This is a genomic window from Dehalococcoidia bacterium (genome assembly GCA_035310145.1).
Lineage (GTDB): Bacteria > Chloroflexota > Dehalococcoidia > CAUJGQ01 > CAUJGQ01 > CALFMN01.
Window position 1 is genome coordinate 1 of record DATGEL010000008.1, and the last position, 14676, is coordinate 14676.

General features: G+C 70.3%; 15 protein-coding genes. 9 read left to right on the top strand and 6 right to left on the bottom strand.

Features of this window, described 5'->3' with window-relative positions; genetic code table 11:
* The first annotated feature begins 255 nt into the window (after positions 1 to 255).
* The 7 genes from VKV26_01475 (at position 256) to VKV26_01505 (ending at position 7086) form a co-directional block, all read left to right on the top strand.
* Positions 256 to 666, top strand: coding sequence for a hypothetical protein (locus VKV26_01475; protein ID HLZ68555.1), 411 nt, complete (start codon positions 256 to 258; stop codon positions 664 to 666).
* Between the two features lie 89 nt (positions 667 to 755).
* Positions 756 to 1556 (top strand): helix-turn-helix transcriptional regulator, encoded by an 801-nt coding sequence (locus tag VKV26_01480; protein ID HLZ68556.1) that lies wholly within the window; start codon positions 756 to 758, stop codon positions 1554 to 1556.
* A 227-nt stretch (positions 1557 to 1783) separates the two neighbouring features.
* Positions 1784 to 2953 (top strand): acetyl-CoA acetyltransferase, encoded by a 1170-nt coding sequence (locus VKV26_01485; GenBank protein HLZ68557.1) that lies wholly within the window; start codon positions 1784 to 1786, stop codon positions 2951 to 2953.
* Positions 2954 to 3166: 213 nt separating this feature from the next.
* Positions 3167 to 3619: an OB-fold domain-containing protein gene (locus VKV26_01490; GenBank protein ID HLZ68558.1), complete on the top strand. Its 453-nt coding sequence runs from the start codon at positions 3167 to 3169 to the stop codon at positions 3617 to 3619.
* Positions 3620 to 3665: 46 nt separating this feature from the next.
* Complete coding sequence (locus VKV26_01495) at positions 3666 to 4931, top strand: CoA transferase (GenBank protein HLZ68559.1); 1266 nt, start codon at positions 3666 to 3668, stop codon at positions 4929 to 4931.
* Between the two features lie 45 nt (positions 4932 to 4976).
* Complete coding sequence (locus VKV26_01500; GenBank protein HLZ68560.1) at positions 4977 to 6230, top strand: CoA transferase; 1254 nt, start codon at positions 4977 to 4979, stop codon at positions 6228 to 6230.
* Between the two features lie 133 nt (positions 6231 to 6363).
* A complete protein-coding gene (locus VKV26_01505) occupies positions 6364 to 7086 on the top strand; it encodes an MOSC domain-containing protein (protein HLZ68561.1) in 723 nt (240 codons plus the stop codon).
* A 138-nt stretch (positions 7087 to 7224) separates the two neighbouring features.
* On the opposite strand, the gene VKV26_01510 is transcribed toward VKV26_01505, so the two are convergent.
* From VKV26_01510 to VKV26_01520, 3 genes are all read right to left on the bottom strand, one after another.
* On the bottom strand, positions 7225 to 7782 hold the full coding sequence (locus VKV26_01510; GenBank protein HLZ68562.1) for a hypothetical protein: 558 nt from the start codon (positions 7780 to 7782) through the stop codon (positions 7225 to 7227).
* 229 nt (positions 7783 to 8011) lie between these two features.
* The gene (locus tag VKV26_01515; protein HLZ68563.1) at positions 8012 to 8935 is read right to left on the bottom strand and encodes a hypothetical protein; all 924 of its coding nucleotides are present in this window, start codon (positions 8933 to 8935) and stop codon (positions 8012 to 8014) included.
* 96 nt (positions 8936 to 9031) lie between these two features.
* Positions 9032 to 9298, bottom strand: coding sequence for a hypothetical protein (locus VKV26_01520; GenBank protein HLZ68564.1), 267 nt, complete (start codon positions 9296 to 9298; stop codon positions 9032 to 9034).
* A 119-nt stretch (positions 9299 to 9417) separates the two neighbouring features.
* On the opposite strand from VKV26_01520, the gene nadD reads away from it, so the two are divergent.
* Positions 9418 to 10062 (top strand): nicotinate-nucleotide adenylyltransferase, encoded by a 645-nt coding sequence (nadD, locus tag VKV26_01525; protein ID HLZ68565.1) that lies wholly within the window; start codon positions 9418 to 9420, stop codon positions 10060 to 10062.
* A 23-nt stretch (positions 10063 to 10085) separates the two neighbouring features.
* On the opposite strand, the gene VKV26_01530 is transcribed toward nadD, so the two are convergent.
* Positions 10086 to 10439 (bottom strand): response regulator, encoded by a 354-nt coding sequence (locus tag VKV26_01530; GenBank protein ID HLZ68566.1) that lies wholly within the window; start codon positions 10437 to 10439, stop codon positions 10086 to 10088.
* Between the two features lie 205 nt (positions 10440 to 10644).
* Between VKV26_01530 and VKV26_01535 the strand changes: the two genes are divergently transcribed.
* Positions 10645 to 12138, top strand: coding sequence for an ATP-binding protein (locus VKV26_01535; GenBank protein HLZ68567.1), 1494 nt, complete (start codon positions 10645 to 10647; stop codon positions 12136 to 12138).
* A gap of 7 nt (positions 12139 to 12145) precedes the next feature.
* On the opposite strand, the gene VKV26_01540 is transcribed toward VKV26_01535, so the two are convergent.
* The gene (locus tag VKV26_01540) at positions 12146 to 13372 is read right to left on the bottom strand and encodes a CoA transferase (GenBank protein HLZ68568.1); all 1227 of its coding nucleotides are present in this window, start codon (positions 13370 to 13372) and stop codon (positions 12146 to 12148) included.
* Positions 13369 to 14568: a CoA transferase gene (locus tag VKV26_01545; GenBank protein ID HLZ68569.1), complete on the bottom strand. Its 1200-nt coding sequence runs from the start codon at positions 14566 to 14568 to the stop codon at positions 13369 to 13371. Before VKV26_01545 ends, VKV26_01540 begins: the two co-directional genes overlap by 4 nt.
* Positions 14569 to 14676: the final 108 nt, after the last annotated feature.

Sequence of the window (14676 nt, forward strand, 5' to 3'; positions counted from 1 at the left end):
GAAGTCATCGGCCCCTTCCTGCGCGACCGACCGTCCTCACTACGGTCGGTCGCTCTGTTTTCCTCGTTACCCTACTGCATCGCCACGCCTCGCCTCCGTCTCATCCCTGCACCGTGCTTCCACAACTTCTGGGCACACCCGCTGCGGCCGCGCGCTTGACGGCTCAGAATACATGTTCTATTATTGCGTAACAGGCCGTCGTGTGGCCGGGCGCGGCGGCGGGGCACCGCCCCACGCCGGTGAAAGGGCAGCAACGTGGAATCGAACCTCTCGCACGTCCAGATCAATGTCCAACAGGCGAACCTGCCGTTCTACCGCGACCTGCTGGCCCTGTTGCAGTGGCAGGTGCTCTACGACGACGAGGGCATGCTCGGCGCCGGCGACAAGAATGGCAGCAGCCTCTGGTTCGCCGGCCAGGCGAAGCCCGTCGCCAACGACTACGACGGTCCTGGCGTGAACCACCTCGCGATCGCGCCGTCCGCGCAGAAGGACGTCGATACCGTCGTCGCCTACCTGCGAGAGCGCAAGGTGCCGCTGCTGTTCGAGACGCCGCGCCACCGTCCGGAGTTCGCCCAGAGCGAAGATCAGACCTACTACCAGGTGATGTTCGAGTCGCCGGATCGCGTCCTCTTCGAAGTGGTCTACACCGGCGCGAAGTCCGCCTGACGCGCCGCGACGGGCAAGCTGCACGCGAGCGGCGGCCATTATCCGCGAGGTAACGGACCTGCGGCCGTCCCTGCGCTACGATGGACGCGATGAATGCGGTAATCGCGGACGGCGGTGTGGGCGGGCTGCTGCGCGACTGGCGCCAGCGGCGCCGGCTCAGCCAGCTCGATCTCGCCGTCGAGGCTGAGGTTTCGACGCGGCACCTGAGCTTCGTGGAGACGGGGCGGTCGCGGCCCAGCCGCGAACTGGTCTTGCACCTCGCCGAGCAGCTTGAGGTTCCGCTGCGCGAGCGCAACGCGCTGCTGCTGGCTGCCGGCTATGCGCCGGTCTATCGCCAGTCGGCGCTCGAAACCGTAGAGATGACGCCGGTGCGCGAGGCGCTCGACAAGATCCTCGCCGGCCACGAGCCGTTCCCCGCGATCGTCGTCGACCGCCACTGGAATCTGGTTTCCGCCAACCGGCCCTCGCTGGCGATCATGAGCTCCGGCGTGGCGCCCGCGCTGCTCACACCGCCGGTCAACGTCCTGCGCGCCACGCTGCACCCCGACGGACTCGCGCCGCAGATCGTCAATCTCGGTGAGTACCGGTCGCACCTGCTCGACCGCCTGCACCGCCAGGTGATGCTCAGCGCCGACGCCGAGCTTGCCGCGCTCGAACGCGAGCTGCGGGGCTATCCGGGCGACGAAGGGCCTGCACCGCACGGGACGGGAACGATGCTGTTCGTGCCCCTGGTCCTGCGCGCCTCCGCTACCTCGAAGCTGACCTTCTTCAGCACGATCGCCACCTTCGGCACCGCCATCGAGATCACCGCGGCCGAGCTCTCGATTGAGTCGTTTTTCCCGGCCAACCACGCCACCGCGAACGCCCTGCGCGCTGCCTGGAGCGCCTGAACGCCCGCCTTCCCCTCTCATCCAACAGTGCAGCAGCGCAGCTTCCCCCTCACCCCCTGGCCCCCTCTCCATTCCACGGCTTCCCCCTCTCCATTCCATGGAGAGGGGCCAGGGGGTGAGGCCAGGCGCTTGCGGAATCCGCGCGCAAACCGTACCGTTCAAGCCGGACCCGCCGACCGCCGGGCGGCGAGGTTGCGTGAAGCGGCAGAGACGAGACGGGGGAACGAATGGCCGAGCCGACCATCCGGGACAAGACCGCCATCGTCGGCATCGGCGAGACGCGCTATTACAAGCGCGGCGCCGCGCCGACACCCGAGTTCCAGCTCGCGTTAGAAGCGATCCTGCTGGCGATCGAGGACGCAGGCCTCAAGGTCGAAGACATCGACGGCTTCGCCAGTTACAGCAACGACCGCAACGACCCAACACGCCTGGCCGCGGCGCTGGGCCTGCCGTCGATCGGCTTCTCCAACATGTTCTGGGGCGGCGGCGGCGGCGGTGGCTCGGGTGCGGTGGGCAATGCCGCGGCCGCGGTGGCCGCGGGCTACGCGAAGTACGTGGTGGCCTATCGCTCGCTGGCGCAGGGGCAGTTCGGGCGCTTCGGCCAGGGCTCGCAGTCCAAGGTCACGATCTATCCGATGTCTTACACGCAGCCCTATGGCCTGCTTTCGCCCGCGCAGAGCTTCGCCATGCGCGTGCATCGCTTCATGTACGACCACAGCATCGGCCACGACGCGCTGGCGGCAATCTCGCTCGCCTCGTATCACCACGCGCAGTTCAACCCGCGGGCGGTGATGTACGGCCGGCCGCTCTCGCGCGAGGACTACGACAACTCCCGCTGGATCGTGGAGCCCTTCCGCCTGTTCGACTGCTGCCAGGAGAACGACGGCGCCGCCGCCGTGGTGATCACCACGCCCGAGCGTGCCCGCGACCTCAAGCACAAACCGGCGATCATCATGGCGGCCGCGCAGGGCTCGTTCTTCCGCCAGGGGGCGGCGGCACACAATGCGCCCGACTACGGCACCAGCAACTTCAAGGGTGTGGCGCCGCTGCTCTACCAGCTGGCCGGCATCGAGCCCAAGGACGTGCAGGTGGCGCAGGTGTACGAGAACTTCACCGGCGGTGTGCTGATGAGCCTGGTGGAGCACGGCTTCTGCTCGCCAGACGAGGCGAACGAGTTCTGCACGGTGGAGAACCTGACCTGGCCCAACGGCAAGCTGCCGATCAACACCAGCGGCGGGAATTTAGCCGAGTGCTACATGCACGGCCTGGAGCTGATCACCGAGGCGGTGCGGCAGATCCGCGGCACCTCGACCTGCCAGGTGCCGAACTGCCAGATCTCGCTCGTCGCCTCCGGGCCGATGGTCTCGCCGGTAAGCAGCCTGATCCTGCGGGCGTGAGGGGGAGCGGCCCTCATCCTCACGTCGGTTCGACGGCCCTTCTCCCTCTCCCAATCCTGGGAGAAGGAGAAGGGCGATCCGGCGTAGAGCGTTCTGAAGGGCGTCGGGTTAGCGGACAACTGTCGGGGCGCGTGATATGCGTCCTTTGCGCCGGCGGGCGCGACTCGTGGCGCGGTGATGCGCGATGAGTTCAGGAGACATAAGGAAGTACTCATGACCACGGACACGGTTCGGGAAGCGTATTTGCCGGCGGGGCTGCCGGCGCCGCGGCCTTCGCCCGACGGGCTGGACGCGCCGTACTGGGAGGCTACCAACCGGCATGAGCTGCTGGTGCAGCGCTGCAACGCCTGCAACGGCTTCCAGTGGGGACCGGAGTTCATCTGCTACCGCTGCCGCTCCTTCGATCTGCGCTGGGAGCGCGTCTCGGGGCGTGGCCGCATCTTCAGCTGGGAGCGCGTCTGGCACCCGGTGCACCCCGCCCTCAGAGAAGCCTGCCCCTATCTCGTCGTGCTGGTCGAGCTGCCGGACGCGGACAACGTGCGCATGGTCGGCAACCTGCTCGGCGACCCGATGCAGCAGGTCGAGATCGGCGGCGCGGTCGAGGCCGTGTTCGAGGACCACCCGGACGAAGACTTCACGCTCGTGCAGTGGCGCGTCGTCGAATGAGCAGGCGGCATACATTGGCCGCTGCCTTCCGCCAGGTGAACGCGCGATGAGCGAAACGCCGGCCGCGCTCACGCCGTTTCGGGCGCTGGATCTGACCGGGGCGCTGGGCGCGCTGGGCGGTCGCGTGCTCGCCGGCCTCGGCGCCGACGTGATCAAGATCGAGCAGCCGGGCGGCGACCCAGCGCGGGCGCACGGGCCCTTCTTCCAGAACACGCCGCATCCGCAGCGCAGCCTGTCGTGGATCTTCGCCAACGCCGGCAAGCGCGGAGTCACGCTCGATCTCGAGGCCGCGCGCGGGCGCGAGCTGCTGCTGCGCCTCGCCGCCGTCTCCGACTTCCTCTTCGAGTCGCTGCCGCCGGGCAGGCTCGCGGCGCTCGGCCTTGCCGACGAGTCGTTGTTGGCCGTGAATCCAGCGCTGGTGATCGTGCATATCAGTCCATTTGGCCAGAGCGGCCCGTACCGCGACTTCCAGGCCACGGATCTCATCGCCTGGGCGCTGGGTGGCCAGCTCTACCTGGACGGCGACGACGACCGCGCCCCCACGCGGCCCACGGCGCCGCAGACCGAGTTGCTGGCCGGCGTACATGCCGCGGCTGGCGCTCTGACCGCGCACTACGCACGGCAGCGCAGCGGCCGCGGCCAGGTGGTGGACATCGCCGCGCAGGAGTGCGTCACCTGGACGCTGATGATCGCCGCGCAGGTCTGGGATATCTCTCACGTCAACTCGCAGCGCGGCGGCGCTGTGCGCACCGCCCATCGCCTCGACGGCAGCACGCTCGTGCATCGGGTGCTCTGGCCCTGCAAGGACGGCTTTGTACTCTGGTCGCTGAGCGGCGGGCAGGCGGCGGGCACTTTGGCCTCGACACGGGCGCTGGTGCGCTGGATGGCCGACGAGGGCATGGCCGACGCTCCCACGGAGGTTGACTGGCCGCAGCTCAGCGCCGCGGCGATGGACCAGCAGACGTACGATCGGCTGAGCGTGCCCTTCCTCGCCTTCTTCGCCGGCAAGAGTAAGCGCGAGCTGTTTGAGGGCAGCCTGGCGCGGTCGATCCAGCTCGCAGCCGTGAACGAGATTCCCGATGTGGCCGCGAGCCCGCAGCTCGCCGCCCGTGAGTACTGGATGGACGTCCCGCACGACTATCTCGGCGCCACGCTGCGCTTTCCCGGCGCGCCGGTGCGGCTCTCGCGCACGCCCTGGACGGCGCCGCGGCCGGCGCCGCTGCCCGGTCAGCAGAACGGCGAAGTCTACGGCGGCCTGCTCGGCCTCGGCGACGGCGAGCTGCGCGACCTGTGCGCGGCGGGCATCGTGTGAGGCGTCGTTCGTGGGCGGCGGCACGCTTCCGAGGATAGGGTTCTGATGTCCGAAGCTTCGTTGTTCGCGCCACCGGACGGCATGCCCTTCGCGGGCGTCAAGGTTGTCGACTTCGCCTGGGTGGGCGTCGGGCCGATCATTGCGCGGCACCTGGCCGACTTCGGCGCCACGGTGATACGCGTCGAGTCGAGCACGCGGCCCGATACGTTGCGGCTGGCGCCGCCCTTCCGCGACGGCCAGCCCGGCCTCGACCGCAGCGCCTTTGGCGCGGTGTACAACACCAACAAGCTGGGCCTGGCGCTCAATCTGCGCCTGCCGCGGGCGCGCGAGCTGGCGTTGCACCTCGTGCGCTGGGCGGACATCGTCACGGACAGTATGACGCCCGGCTCGCTGGCGAAGCTGGGGTTGGGCTACGAGGATCTGCGCCGGGTGAAGCCGGAGATCTTGATGTACAGCACGACGCAGATGGGCCAGACGGGGCCGTACCGCGACTTCGGCGGCTATGGCCAGCACGGCGCCTCCACCGCCGGTTTCCACGCGCTCACCGGTTGGCCCGATCGCCCCCCCGCCGGCATCTTCGGGGCCTACACCGACTTCGTCGCGCCCTGGTTCTTGTACACGGCGCTGGTAGCGGCGCTCGACTATCGCGACCGCACCGGCGAGGGCCAGTTCTTGGATGAGTCGCAGGTGGAAGCGGCGATGCAGATCCTGGGGCCGGCGCTGCTCGATTACGGCGCTAACGGCCAGGCGCTGCGGCGCGGCGGCAACGACGACGCGGAACTGACACCGCACGGCGTCTTCCCCTGCGCGGGCGATGACACGGCCGCGGATCGCTGGGTGGCGATCGCCGTGCGTGATGCGGGCGAATGGGCGGCGCTCGCGCGTGCGATCGGCCGCGCGGATTGGGCGCGGGCCGAGGCGTTGCAGGACGAGGCCGGCCGGCGTGCCCGCGCCGACGAGATCGCGGCTGCGATCGCGGCCTGGACGCTCGGGCGCACGCCCCACGAGGCGATGGCGGCGCTGCAGGCCGCCGGCGTGCCCGCCGGCGCGGTGCAGACCTGCGAAGAGCTGTTCAGCGACCCGCAGCTTCTTCACCGCGGCCACTGGTGGACGCTTGATCACGCGGTGATGGGGCCGCACGCCTACGACGCGCCGGCCTGGAAGCTGTCGGAGACGCCCGCGCGGCCGCGCCGCGCCGGCCCGGCGCTCGGCCAGCATACGCACGCCATCTGCCACGAGATCCTTGGCCTCGACGACGACGCGATCGCCGATCTCACGGCCGCGGGCGTCTTCGAGTAGTGTTTCAGCCGCGGGGCGCGGCACACACCTCGCCGCGGCCGGCCTGCATCCTGGTCCTGGCGCAACACCGGGGCGCCGCCAGCCGGCCGCCGGTCTGCTACCGTAGGCACAGATCGCGGCGAAGGAGCTGGCGATGCGAATCGGCATGGTGGCGCGGATCTTTCGCTATCCGGTGAAATCGATGCGCGGCGAGGAGCTGGCGCAAACCCCGGTGGGGCTGCAAGGTCTTCCGGGCGACCGGAGGTATGCCTTCGTGCAGGCAGGGTCGCGCAGCCAGTTTCCCTGGCTGACCGGCCGCGAGCTGGCCGGCCTGCTGCTGCATCAGCCGCGCTACGCCGACGGCTTCGATGGCCGCGGACGCGAGCCGGCGCTCCTGGTGCGCACGCCGGACGGCCGCGACCTGCCGGTGGTCGGGGACGAATTGCGCCGCGAGTTGGAACACGCCTACGGCGGGCCGCTCTTCTTGCTGCGCGACTACCGCGGCAGCTTCGACGTGGCGCAGGTATCCATCTTCGATCTCGGCATGGCACGGCGGCTGGCGGCCGAGCGTGGCGCCGCGCTCGATCCGCGCCGCTTCCGCGCCAACTTCTACCTCGAGCCGGATGGCGCGGCGGTGCCGGAGAGCGAGTGGGTCGGGCGGATCCTCGGGGTGGGGCCGGATCTGCGCTTGGCCGTCACCGAGCCGGACCAGCGCTGCATGATGATCAATCTCGATCCGGACAGCGCCGAACCGGATCCGGCCGTGCTGCGCACCGTGGCAGGCTCGCACGCGAACTGCGTCGGCGTCTACGCTTCGGTGTTGCGCCCCGGCGTGGTCGAGTGCGGCGACGCGGTGGAGCTGCTGGACTCGCCCTGAGGCCGGCGCCGCCGGTGCTCGCCCGTCGCTTGGTCACGGCCGTCCGCCCGCGATTCAGGCGCGCCAACCCACCGCCGCTCATCCGAGCGGCGGTGGGTCCACGCGAAGGGTTGGGGTTGTTCGGTCTACGGGCGCCCGTTAGCGGGAGGCGCGACGCAGAGCCACGATGCCGGCGCCGCCGAGGCTGAGGGCGATGAGCGCAAGCGGCAGGGCAAGGTCGGCAGCGGCGCCGCTCTCGGTGCCGGAGCCGGTGTTCGGCAGGGCGACCGCAACACGCGGCGCCGGAGCTGCGGCCGCCGGCTTCTGCGCGACGGCGCCCTGCCTCACCGGCGTGGCGCTTGCCGGCAGGTTGACGGTAGGCGTCGTCGTCCGTGAGGGCGGCGGTGGCGGCGTGGTCACCCGCGTGGGCGGTGGGGGCGGCGGCGGCGGGTTGCTGGGCGCCGTGGTGCTGGTAGGCACCGTCGTCGGCTGCGTGGCGGCCGTCGTGGTCGTCGTCGTGGTGGTCGCCGTTGCCGTCGTCGTCGTCACTACGGTGGGAGCGATGACGATACAAGGAACGTTGACCGTGCCGCACGTCTGGCCGTTCACGCTGTTCAGGCGGCCGCCAATCAGCGCCGTGGCTCCGATCGCCACCACTGCTGCTCCGGCGATCGAAACGCGCCGGTGCTGCGTGAGCCATGCCAGTGCTTTCCTCATCGGGATCACCTCCGAGAACTCGCCGGAAGTGTAACGCACGGACTATCGGGAGCGCTACTACTTCGGGCCCATTTCAGAAAAACTTGAGAAGATTCTTTATTGCATAACGCCTCGGCCGCCGGTTCAGGCGTGCACGAGGCGCCATGGGGCGGGGCGCGCGTGCCATTGTCGGGCGTCCTGCCCCCGTGCTTTACCTCCGGCCGGCCCGTGTGAGTGGGCGCGCCCTGCCTCATCGAGCCTCCTGTGCGGCGGGTGACTGGCCCTGGTGCGGCGCCACGCCGCCCGCCCGTGGATTCGGCGGCGGCGCGGGCGGCTGCGCCGCGATCACGAACGTCCCGCCCGCGGCAGAGATGGCCCAGGCGCCGCCGCCCGGCCCCAACGAGTTCGCCAGATTGTAGACGCCGGCGGCCGGGTCGTAGGTATACACCGCGTCCGCGCCGGCGATCGTGGCGCCGCTGGCGGCGCTGGGATCGCCGATCAGCACCCAATCTCCGGCCGGCGCCGCAATCTGTGCAGAGCCGGCGCCGCCCGGGGCCAGCGGCACGTTCTGCGGCGCGGTGAAATAGGCCCAGTAGCCATGCCCGCCCAGGAGAGGCGTGCCGGCGGGCAGGCTGCTGTACTGGCCGCGCAGCGGGTCCCAGGTCCAGGCGTCCACGGGCAAGATGGTGCCGTCGGGCGCGCCGACGATGTTCCAGCCGGGGGGATAGGTCGCCGTACCGCCGCCGGGCTGCGGCGGCGGCGCGCCGCCGACGGTGATCGTCGCGCTGAAGAGCAGCGAGGGCACGGTGCAGGCAGGTCTCGACATACGGCACGGCGCATCGCCGGTAGCGTTGATCGTCGCGCTGCCCGGCGCAATCGCGTCCCACAGCCCCTGTACTTCGCGCACCAGGGCGATTCCCGGCGGCCGGCGCAGCACGGTCGTATCGGTCACGGACACGGTCCAGTTCAAGTTAACGTCCAGCCGTAGCTCGATGCGGTCGCCGAGTGCCACGCCGACGGTGGCGCCGTTGTCCGCGAGCGTGAGCGTGTGCAGCGTTCCAGCCGCGGGCGCCGCCCTGCCCGCACCGGCGGCGGGCAACACCAACCCCAGCGATAACGCTCCCACGAACAGGAAAATGCGGCTGAGCAGCCGGCGCCGGCCATCGATTCGCATCGCTCGCGCTCCCTCGCTAGGCGGCCAATCCTGCTCAGAGGACGATTGGCCCACCGCGATCGTTGCAAGGGTCGTGGAGGCGCGGGCATCTGCGCTTCAGCCTGCCGCCGCGGTCTGCGCGGCGGCGCGTCGCGCCCGCTCGCGAAAGGCGAGCTTGTCGGCGTCGTGCGGCGGGGCCGAATGCTGCCAGAAATCGGTTTCGACCGCCTCCTCTCCGGTCTCAGTTTTGCGGAAGAGCGTCGCGGAGTAGAGGTCGCGGCGGCCGCCGAGGCCGGCCGGCAGTCGCGTGACGACGACGTGGAACGTGCCAGCGGGGCCTTTCGCCGGCTCGCTGTTCCAGAAGGGCCGCGCCCGCTCCGCCATCGTGTGTTCCTCCCGCGAGCCGCGTACGGTTCTTGCGCCCCGCATACCCTAGCCGCCGCGCCGCCGGGCGGCAAGCCGCGCGCTATTGTCAGCGCCGATTCGCCACTAAGCTGCAAGAGATGAGCGGGCAGCGTCTGCAGATCGGCGTGCTGGGCGGCACTTTCGACCCGATTCACCTGGCGCATCTGCGCCTGGCGGAAGAGGCGCGCGAGCAGCTTGGCCTGCAGCGGGTGCTGTTTGTGCCGGCTCCGCGCCCCTGGCGCAAGTCGGGCCGCCGTATCACGCCGATCGCGCACCGCCTGGCGATGGTGCGGTTGGCCCTGGCCGGCAACCCGGCGTTCGACGTTTCGACCGTGGAGCTGGAGCAGGCTGGCCCCACCTACACGACGTTGACCCTGGAGGCGCTGCGCGCGGAGCTGGGCGCGGGCGTCACGCTGCACTTCATCCTGGGCAGCGACGCCTTGCAGGACTTGCCCAACTGGTGGCAGCCGCAGCGCCTCGTCAGGCTGGCGAAGCTGGCGGTGGCCGCGCGCGGGGAGCTGCCGGCGCATGAGCTGGCGTCGCTTGATCGGCGGATTCCCGGCCTGGCGGACGCCTGCGAACGGATCGAGATGCCGGCGCTGGCGATCAGTTCCACCGATCTGCGCCGCCGGGTCGCCGCGGGCCGCTCGCTGCGCTACCTGGTGCCGGATTCCGTGGCCGCCTACATTGCCGAACACGGCCTCTACCTCCGCGCGCGGCTGGGGCGCTCCGGCTCGGTCTGAGCCCGCTCCGTGGGCAAGGGGCCTCAGGCGACGAACTGCTCGACTGTTTGCAGCAGCTCGTGCAGGCCGAAGGGCTTGGCGAGAAAGCCCTGGGCGCCGTGCAGCTCGGCCTCGGCGCGGGCGCGTTGGGCGGCGGTCATGTACACCACCGGCACGCCGATCTCGCGGGAACGCAGCTCGTCGTGCAGCTCCCAGCCGGACATCACCGGCATGTTCAGGTCGAGCAAGATGAGCGACGGTTGCTGCTGCTGCACCTGCGCCAGCGCCTCGCGCCCGTCGCCGGCGGCCATCACGACGTAGCCTTCCTCTTCGAGAATCATGTGGACAAGGGCGCGGATGTCGGGGTCATCATCGACGACGAGGATCAAGGCTGGCATTCCCTCCACACGCTTTCCTTCACGGCTACGGCGCTTTCGCGGAGGCTCCGTCGCTTCAAACGCGGGATCGGCGCAATGGTTACTGCCGTTGGCCTCCCGCACGCGTTGATCTCCGGCTACTGCTCATAATCCGCCTGGCCGCGCTGCCGCCGGCCGGGTGCGTTATGCTGCGTGCGGGCCGTGCGGCCGTGCCGGGGGTCTGATCGTGTCCGAATCACCAGCGCTCGCCACCGCGGGGCAGGTTGCGGCGGCACTGATCGTCCTCGATCGTGACGGACGCCTGCAGGTCAGCAGCCCCGCGGCGCGCGGCCTGCTCGGTTACGCCGACGGGGACGCGCTTCCACCGGAGCTGCTGACGCTCGTGCACTCCGACGATCGCGAGCGCGTTGCGGCCCTCCTGACCAACCTGGCGGACCGTGCCGGGGCCACGCGCGCGCTGAGCATACGCATGCGCCGGCGTGACGGATCATGGTGCGGCGTTCATGTCACCGCCGCCGGCCTCGCTGGCTTGCCCGCGGCGCCGGCACTGCTGTTGGCCCTTTCTGCCTTCGGCCAGACAAGCGAGCCGTACCGCACCGAACAGGCGATGCTCGGCGCACGCATGCGCCTTGCGATGGTGTTTGAGCACCTGATCGACGGCATCATGGTGCAGGACAGCGCCGGCCACATCCTCTACGCCAATCGGGTGGCGGCGCAGCTCTGCGGCTTCGAATCCACGCGGGCGCTGATCGCCGCCCGGCCGCGCGATCTCGCGGCCCGCATTGACCTGCTGGACGAGTCCGGCCAGCCTTTCCCGCCGGAGCTGCTGCCCGGCCGGCGCGTCTTGCGCGGCGAGGAGGTGCCGCCGCTCACGCTCGGGCTGCGCAACCGGCAGACGGGCACGGAGCGCTGGGTGTCGATCGCCTCGACGCCGGTGGACGATGCGCTCAACCAGAGCCAGATCGTGATCAGTGTGCTGCACGACGTTACAGATAGCCGCCAGGTCGAGGAAGAGCTGCGCCGGGCCGTCGCGCTGCGCGACACCTTCCTCGCCGCGGCCTCGCACGAGCTGCGCACGCCGCTCACCTCGCTGCAGGGCTATCTGGAGGTCACGCGCCGCAGGCTGGAGCGCCAGGCGCCGGCGGAAAGCATCGCCGGCGGCTTGGAGGTGGCGATCCGCCAGGTGGCGCGGCTGACGCGGCTGGTCGGCGAACTGCTCGATGCCTCTCGCCTTACCCGTGGCCTGTTCGTGATCGAGCCGCAGCCGCTGGACCTCGGGCAGTTCGTCCGCCGCGCCGTCGAGATCGAACGCGCGGCCGCGACAAGCGAGCACCCGATCACCGTGCTTGCGCCCGCGGCGGGACCACTGGTGAGCGCCGACGCCGACCGCCTGGAACAGGTGCTCGCCAACCTGATCGGCAACGCGCGCAAATACTCGAAGCCGCTTTCACCGATCATAGTGACGGTGGCCGAGAGCGACGGGGCGGCCGCGCTCGCGGTGCGCGACGAGGGCATCGGCATCCCGGCAGAAGATCAGCCGCTGATCTTCGAGCCGTTCCACCGCGCCCGCAACGTGGATCGGGGGCTGACAGGCTTCGGCCTCGGCCTCTACGTGGCGCACGAGATCGTGCGGGCGCACGGCGGCACGCTGGCGGTGGAATCGCGACCCAGCGAAGGCAGCGTCTTCACGATCACGCTGCCGCTCGTGCCAGAGGCGTAACAGCGCTTCAGCCCAGCGTGCCGTCTGCGTAGAGCGCATCGGCCGTGGCTGAGTCCAGGCCGAGCAGCTCTCGTACGATCGTGTCGGTGTGTTCGCCCATGAGCGGGGCGCGCAGCGCCGGCTGCTGCTCGCCGGCGGGGCGAATGGGTTCGCCGTGCGTGGTGAAGACACAGCCTTCCGGCCCACGCTGCTCGTAAAAGTACTCGCGGCGATACCACGGGTCAGCCAGCACCTCGTCCAGTCGGCTGACCGGCGCGGCGGGCACGCCGGCCGCTTGCAGATGCGCGGCAAGCCTGGCGGCGGTCCAGTCGCTCGTGTCGGCCGCGATCAGCTCGTCCAGGGCGGCCTCGTTGGCGAGCCGCGCCGGCAACGAGGCGAAGCGTGGGTCCGTGCACCATGCCTCCTGGCCCAGCGCCCGGCACAGCGCCGCCCATTCACCGTCGCTCTCAACGGCGATCGCGATCCAGCGGTCTTCGCCCTGCACTGGGTAGACGTTGTGCGGGCAGGCGCGGTCGGAGTGGTTGCCGCGGCGTTGCGGCTCGCTGCCTGCGACGGAGTGGGCCAGCAGCGCTGGACCGAGCAGACTCGCCGTCGATTCGTACTGGCTGATCTCGATGAACTGGGCGCCGGCGCCGCGGTCGCGCTCGATCAGCGCGGCAAGGATCGCCGAGGTGGCGTGGAACGGGTTGCCGCTGAAGTCGGGATAGAGCGGGCCGAGGCCGAAGGGCGGGTCGCCCTCGTAGCCGGAAAGGCTGCTGATGCCGGCGAGGCCGTTGATGTGCGTGCCGATGCCGCCCCAGCGCCGCCGCTCGCCCTGGCTCTCGAACACCGGCATGTTGAGCACGATGATGTCCGGGCGCACGGCTGCGAGGTCCGCGAATCCTAGCTCCCAGCGGTCCAGCCGGTCGCCGGTGAAGTTGGCCATCACGACGTCGGCCACCGCCGTGAGCTGCCGCGCGAGCGCCCGCCCGCGGGGCAGATTCAGGTTGAGCAGCAGGCTGCGTTTGTTGAGGTTCACGTCGTTGAAGGAGCCGTCCTCGTTGTAGCTCCATGGGCCGTCCGGATGCGGCCCCGTCTCGCGGATGCGGTCCACGCGGTTGTAGGACTCGACCTTGATCACGTCGGCGCCGAAGTTGGCGAGCAGCCGCGTGCCCAGCGGGCCGGCGATCATCCAGGTGAAGTCGAGCACGCGCACGCCGCGCAGCGGCAGCCAGGCCGCGTCCCGCCCGCTCATCCGGCCGCGCCGTCGCAGAGTTCAGCCAACGTCACCGCATCCATGCCCAGCTCCTCGACCCAGATTGCACGGTTGTCCGCGCCAGTCGCCGGCGCAGGCTGCTGCGTGCCGATCGCGCGCTCGCCGAAGTGCCAGGGTGGCGCCGGATAGGCGACCGTGCGCTCCCAGCCCGGATGCGCTACCTGCCGGAAGAAGCCGCGCTGCTGCAAAAACGGGTCCGCGGCGAGGTCGGCAACGCTGTTCACGGGCGTGCAGGCTACACCAGCGCGCTGAGTCAGGGTTTGCAGTTCCTCTTTGCCGAAGCGTGAAGTAAAAGCCCCGATCAGCTCGTTGATGTGCTCGGCCCGTGCCAGGCGCTGCTCGGCGTCGTCATACCCTGCCTCGGCCAGGTCGCCGGCCGCGCCGTGCTCCTCCAGCAGCCCGGCGAGCTTCGACCACTGACCGGGCAGGGCGATCAGCACGACCCAGCCGTCGCGTGTGCGGAAGAGCGAGCGGTAGCCCGAGAGGCCCAGGCCGCGGCGCTGAGGCACGCGCCCGTGCCAGGTGTAGTAGTTGGCGTTGGCGGTTTGCAGCGTGCTGAGGGCGGCGGCGAAATTGACTGGAACCTCGACGTGACAGCCATGGCCCTTGCACTGCTGCTCGAACAGACCCAGCAGCGCCGCGTTCGCCGCCAGCAGCCCGGCCATGTGCGCCGCCTGTTCCCCGCCCGGACGGTAGGGCGGCGCGTCGGGCCGGCCGTTCAGCGCCAGTAGACCGCTTTCCGCCGCGGCGATCAGGTCGCCGCCGCGCTGCTCGGCCTTCGGCCCGTGCAGCCCGAACGGCGTGACGCTGACAAGCACCAGGTCCCTCCGCGCGCGAGTCAGCCGCTCGCGCCCTGCGCGGCTGCTCAGCAGTTCCGCCGCCTGTCCGGACTCCAGCACCGCGTTGCAGGACGCTACGAGCGATTCGAGCCAGGCGAGGCCCGCCGCAGTGGTGAGATCGAGCGTGATACTGCGCTTGCCAGCGTTGAAATGCTCGAAGTAGGCGCTGATGCCGTCGATCAGCGGCGGGAAGCGCCGCATAGGGTCGCCGGTGGGCGGCTCCAAACGGATCACCTCGGCGCCCAGGTTCAGCAGCAGCTTCGTGGCGTAGACCGCCAACGCGTCGCAGGCGTCGAGCACACGCAAGCCGCGCAGCGGTCCGGCAGCCGCGCTCATGCGCCGCCGATCCGCGAGCCTACGCTCGCCGGCAGGGCCGCACGGGTATGGGCACGCTGCACGAGCCTCCAGCCGCTGAACCCGCGGCAGTTCGCCACGCGAGCCACG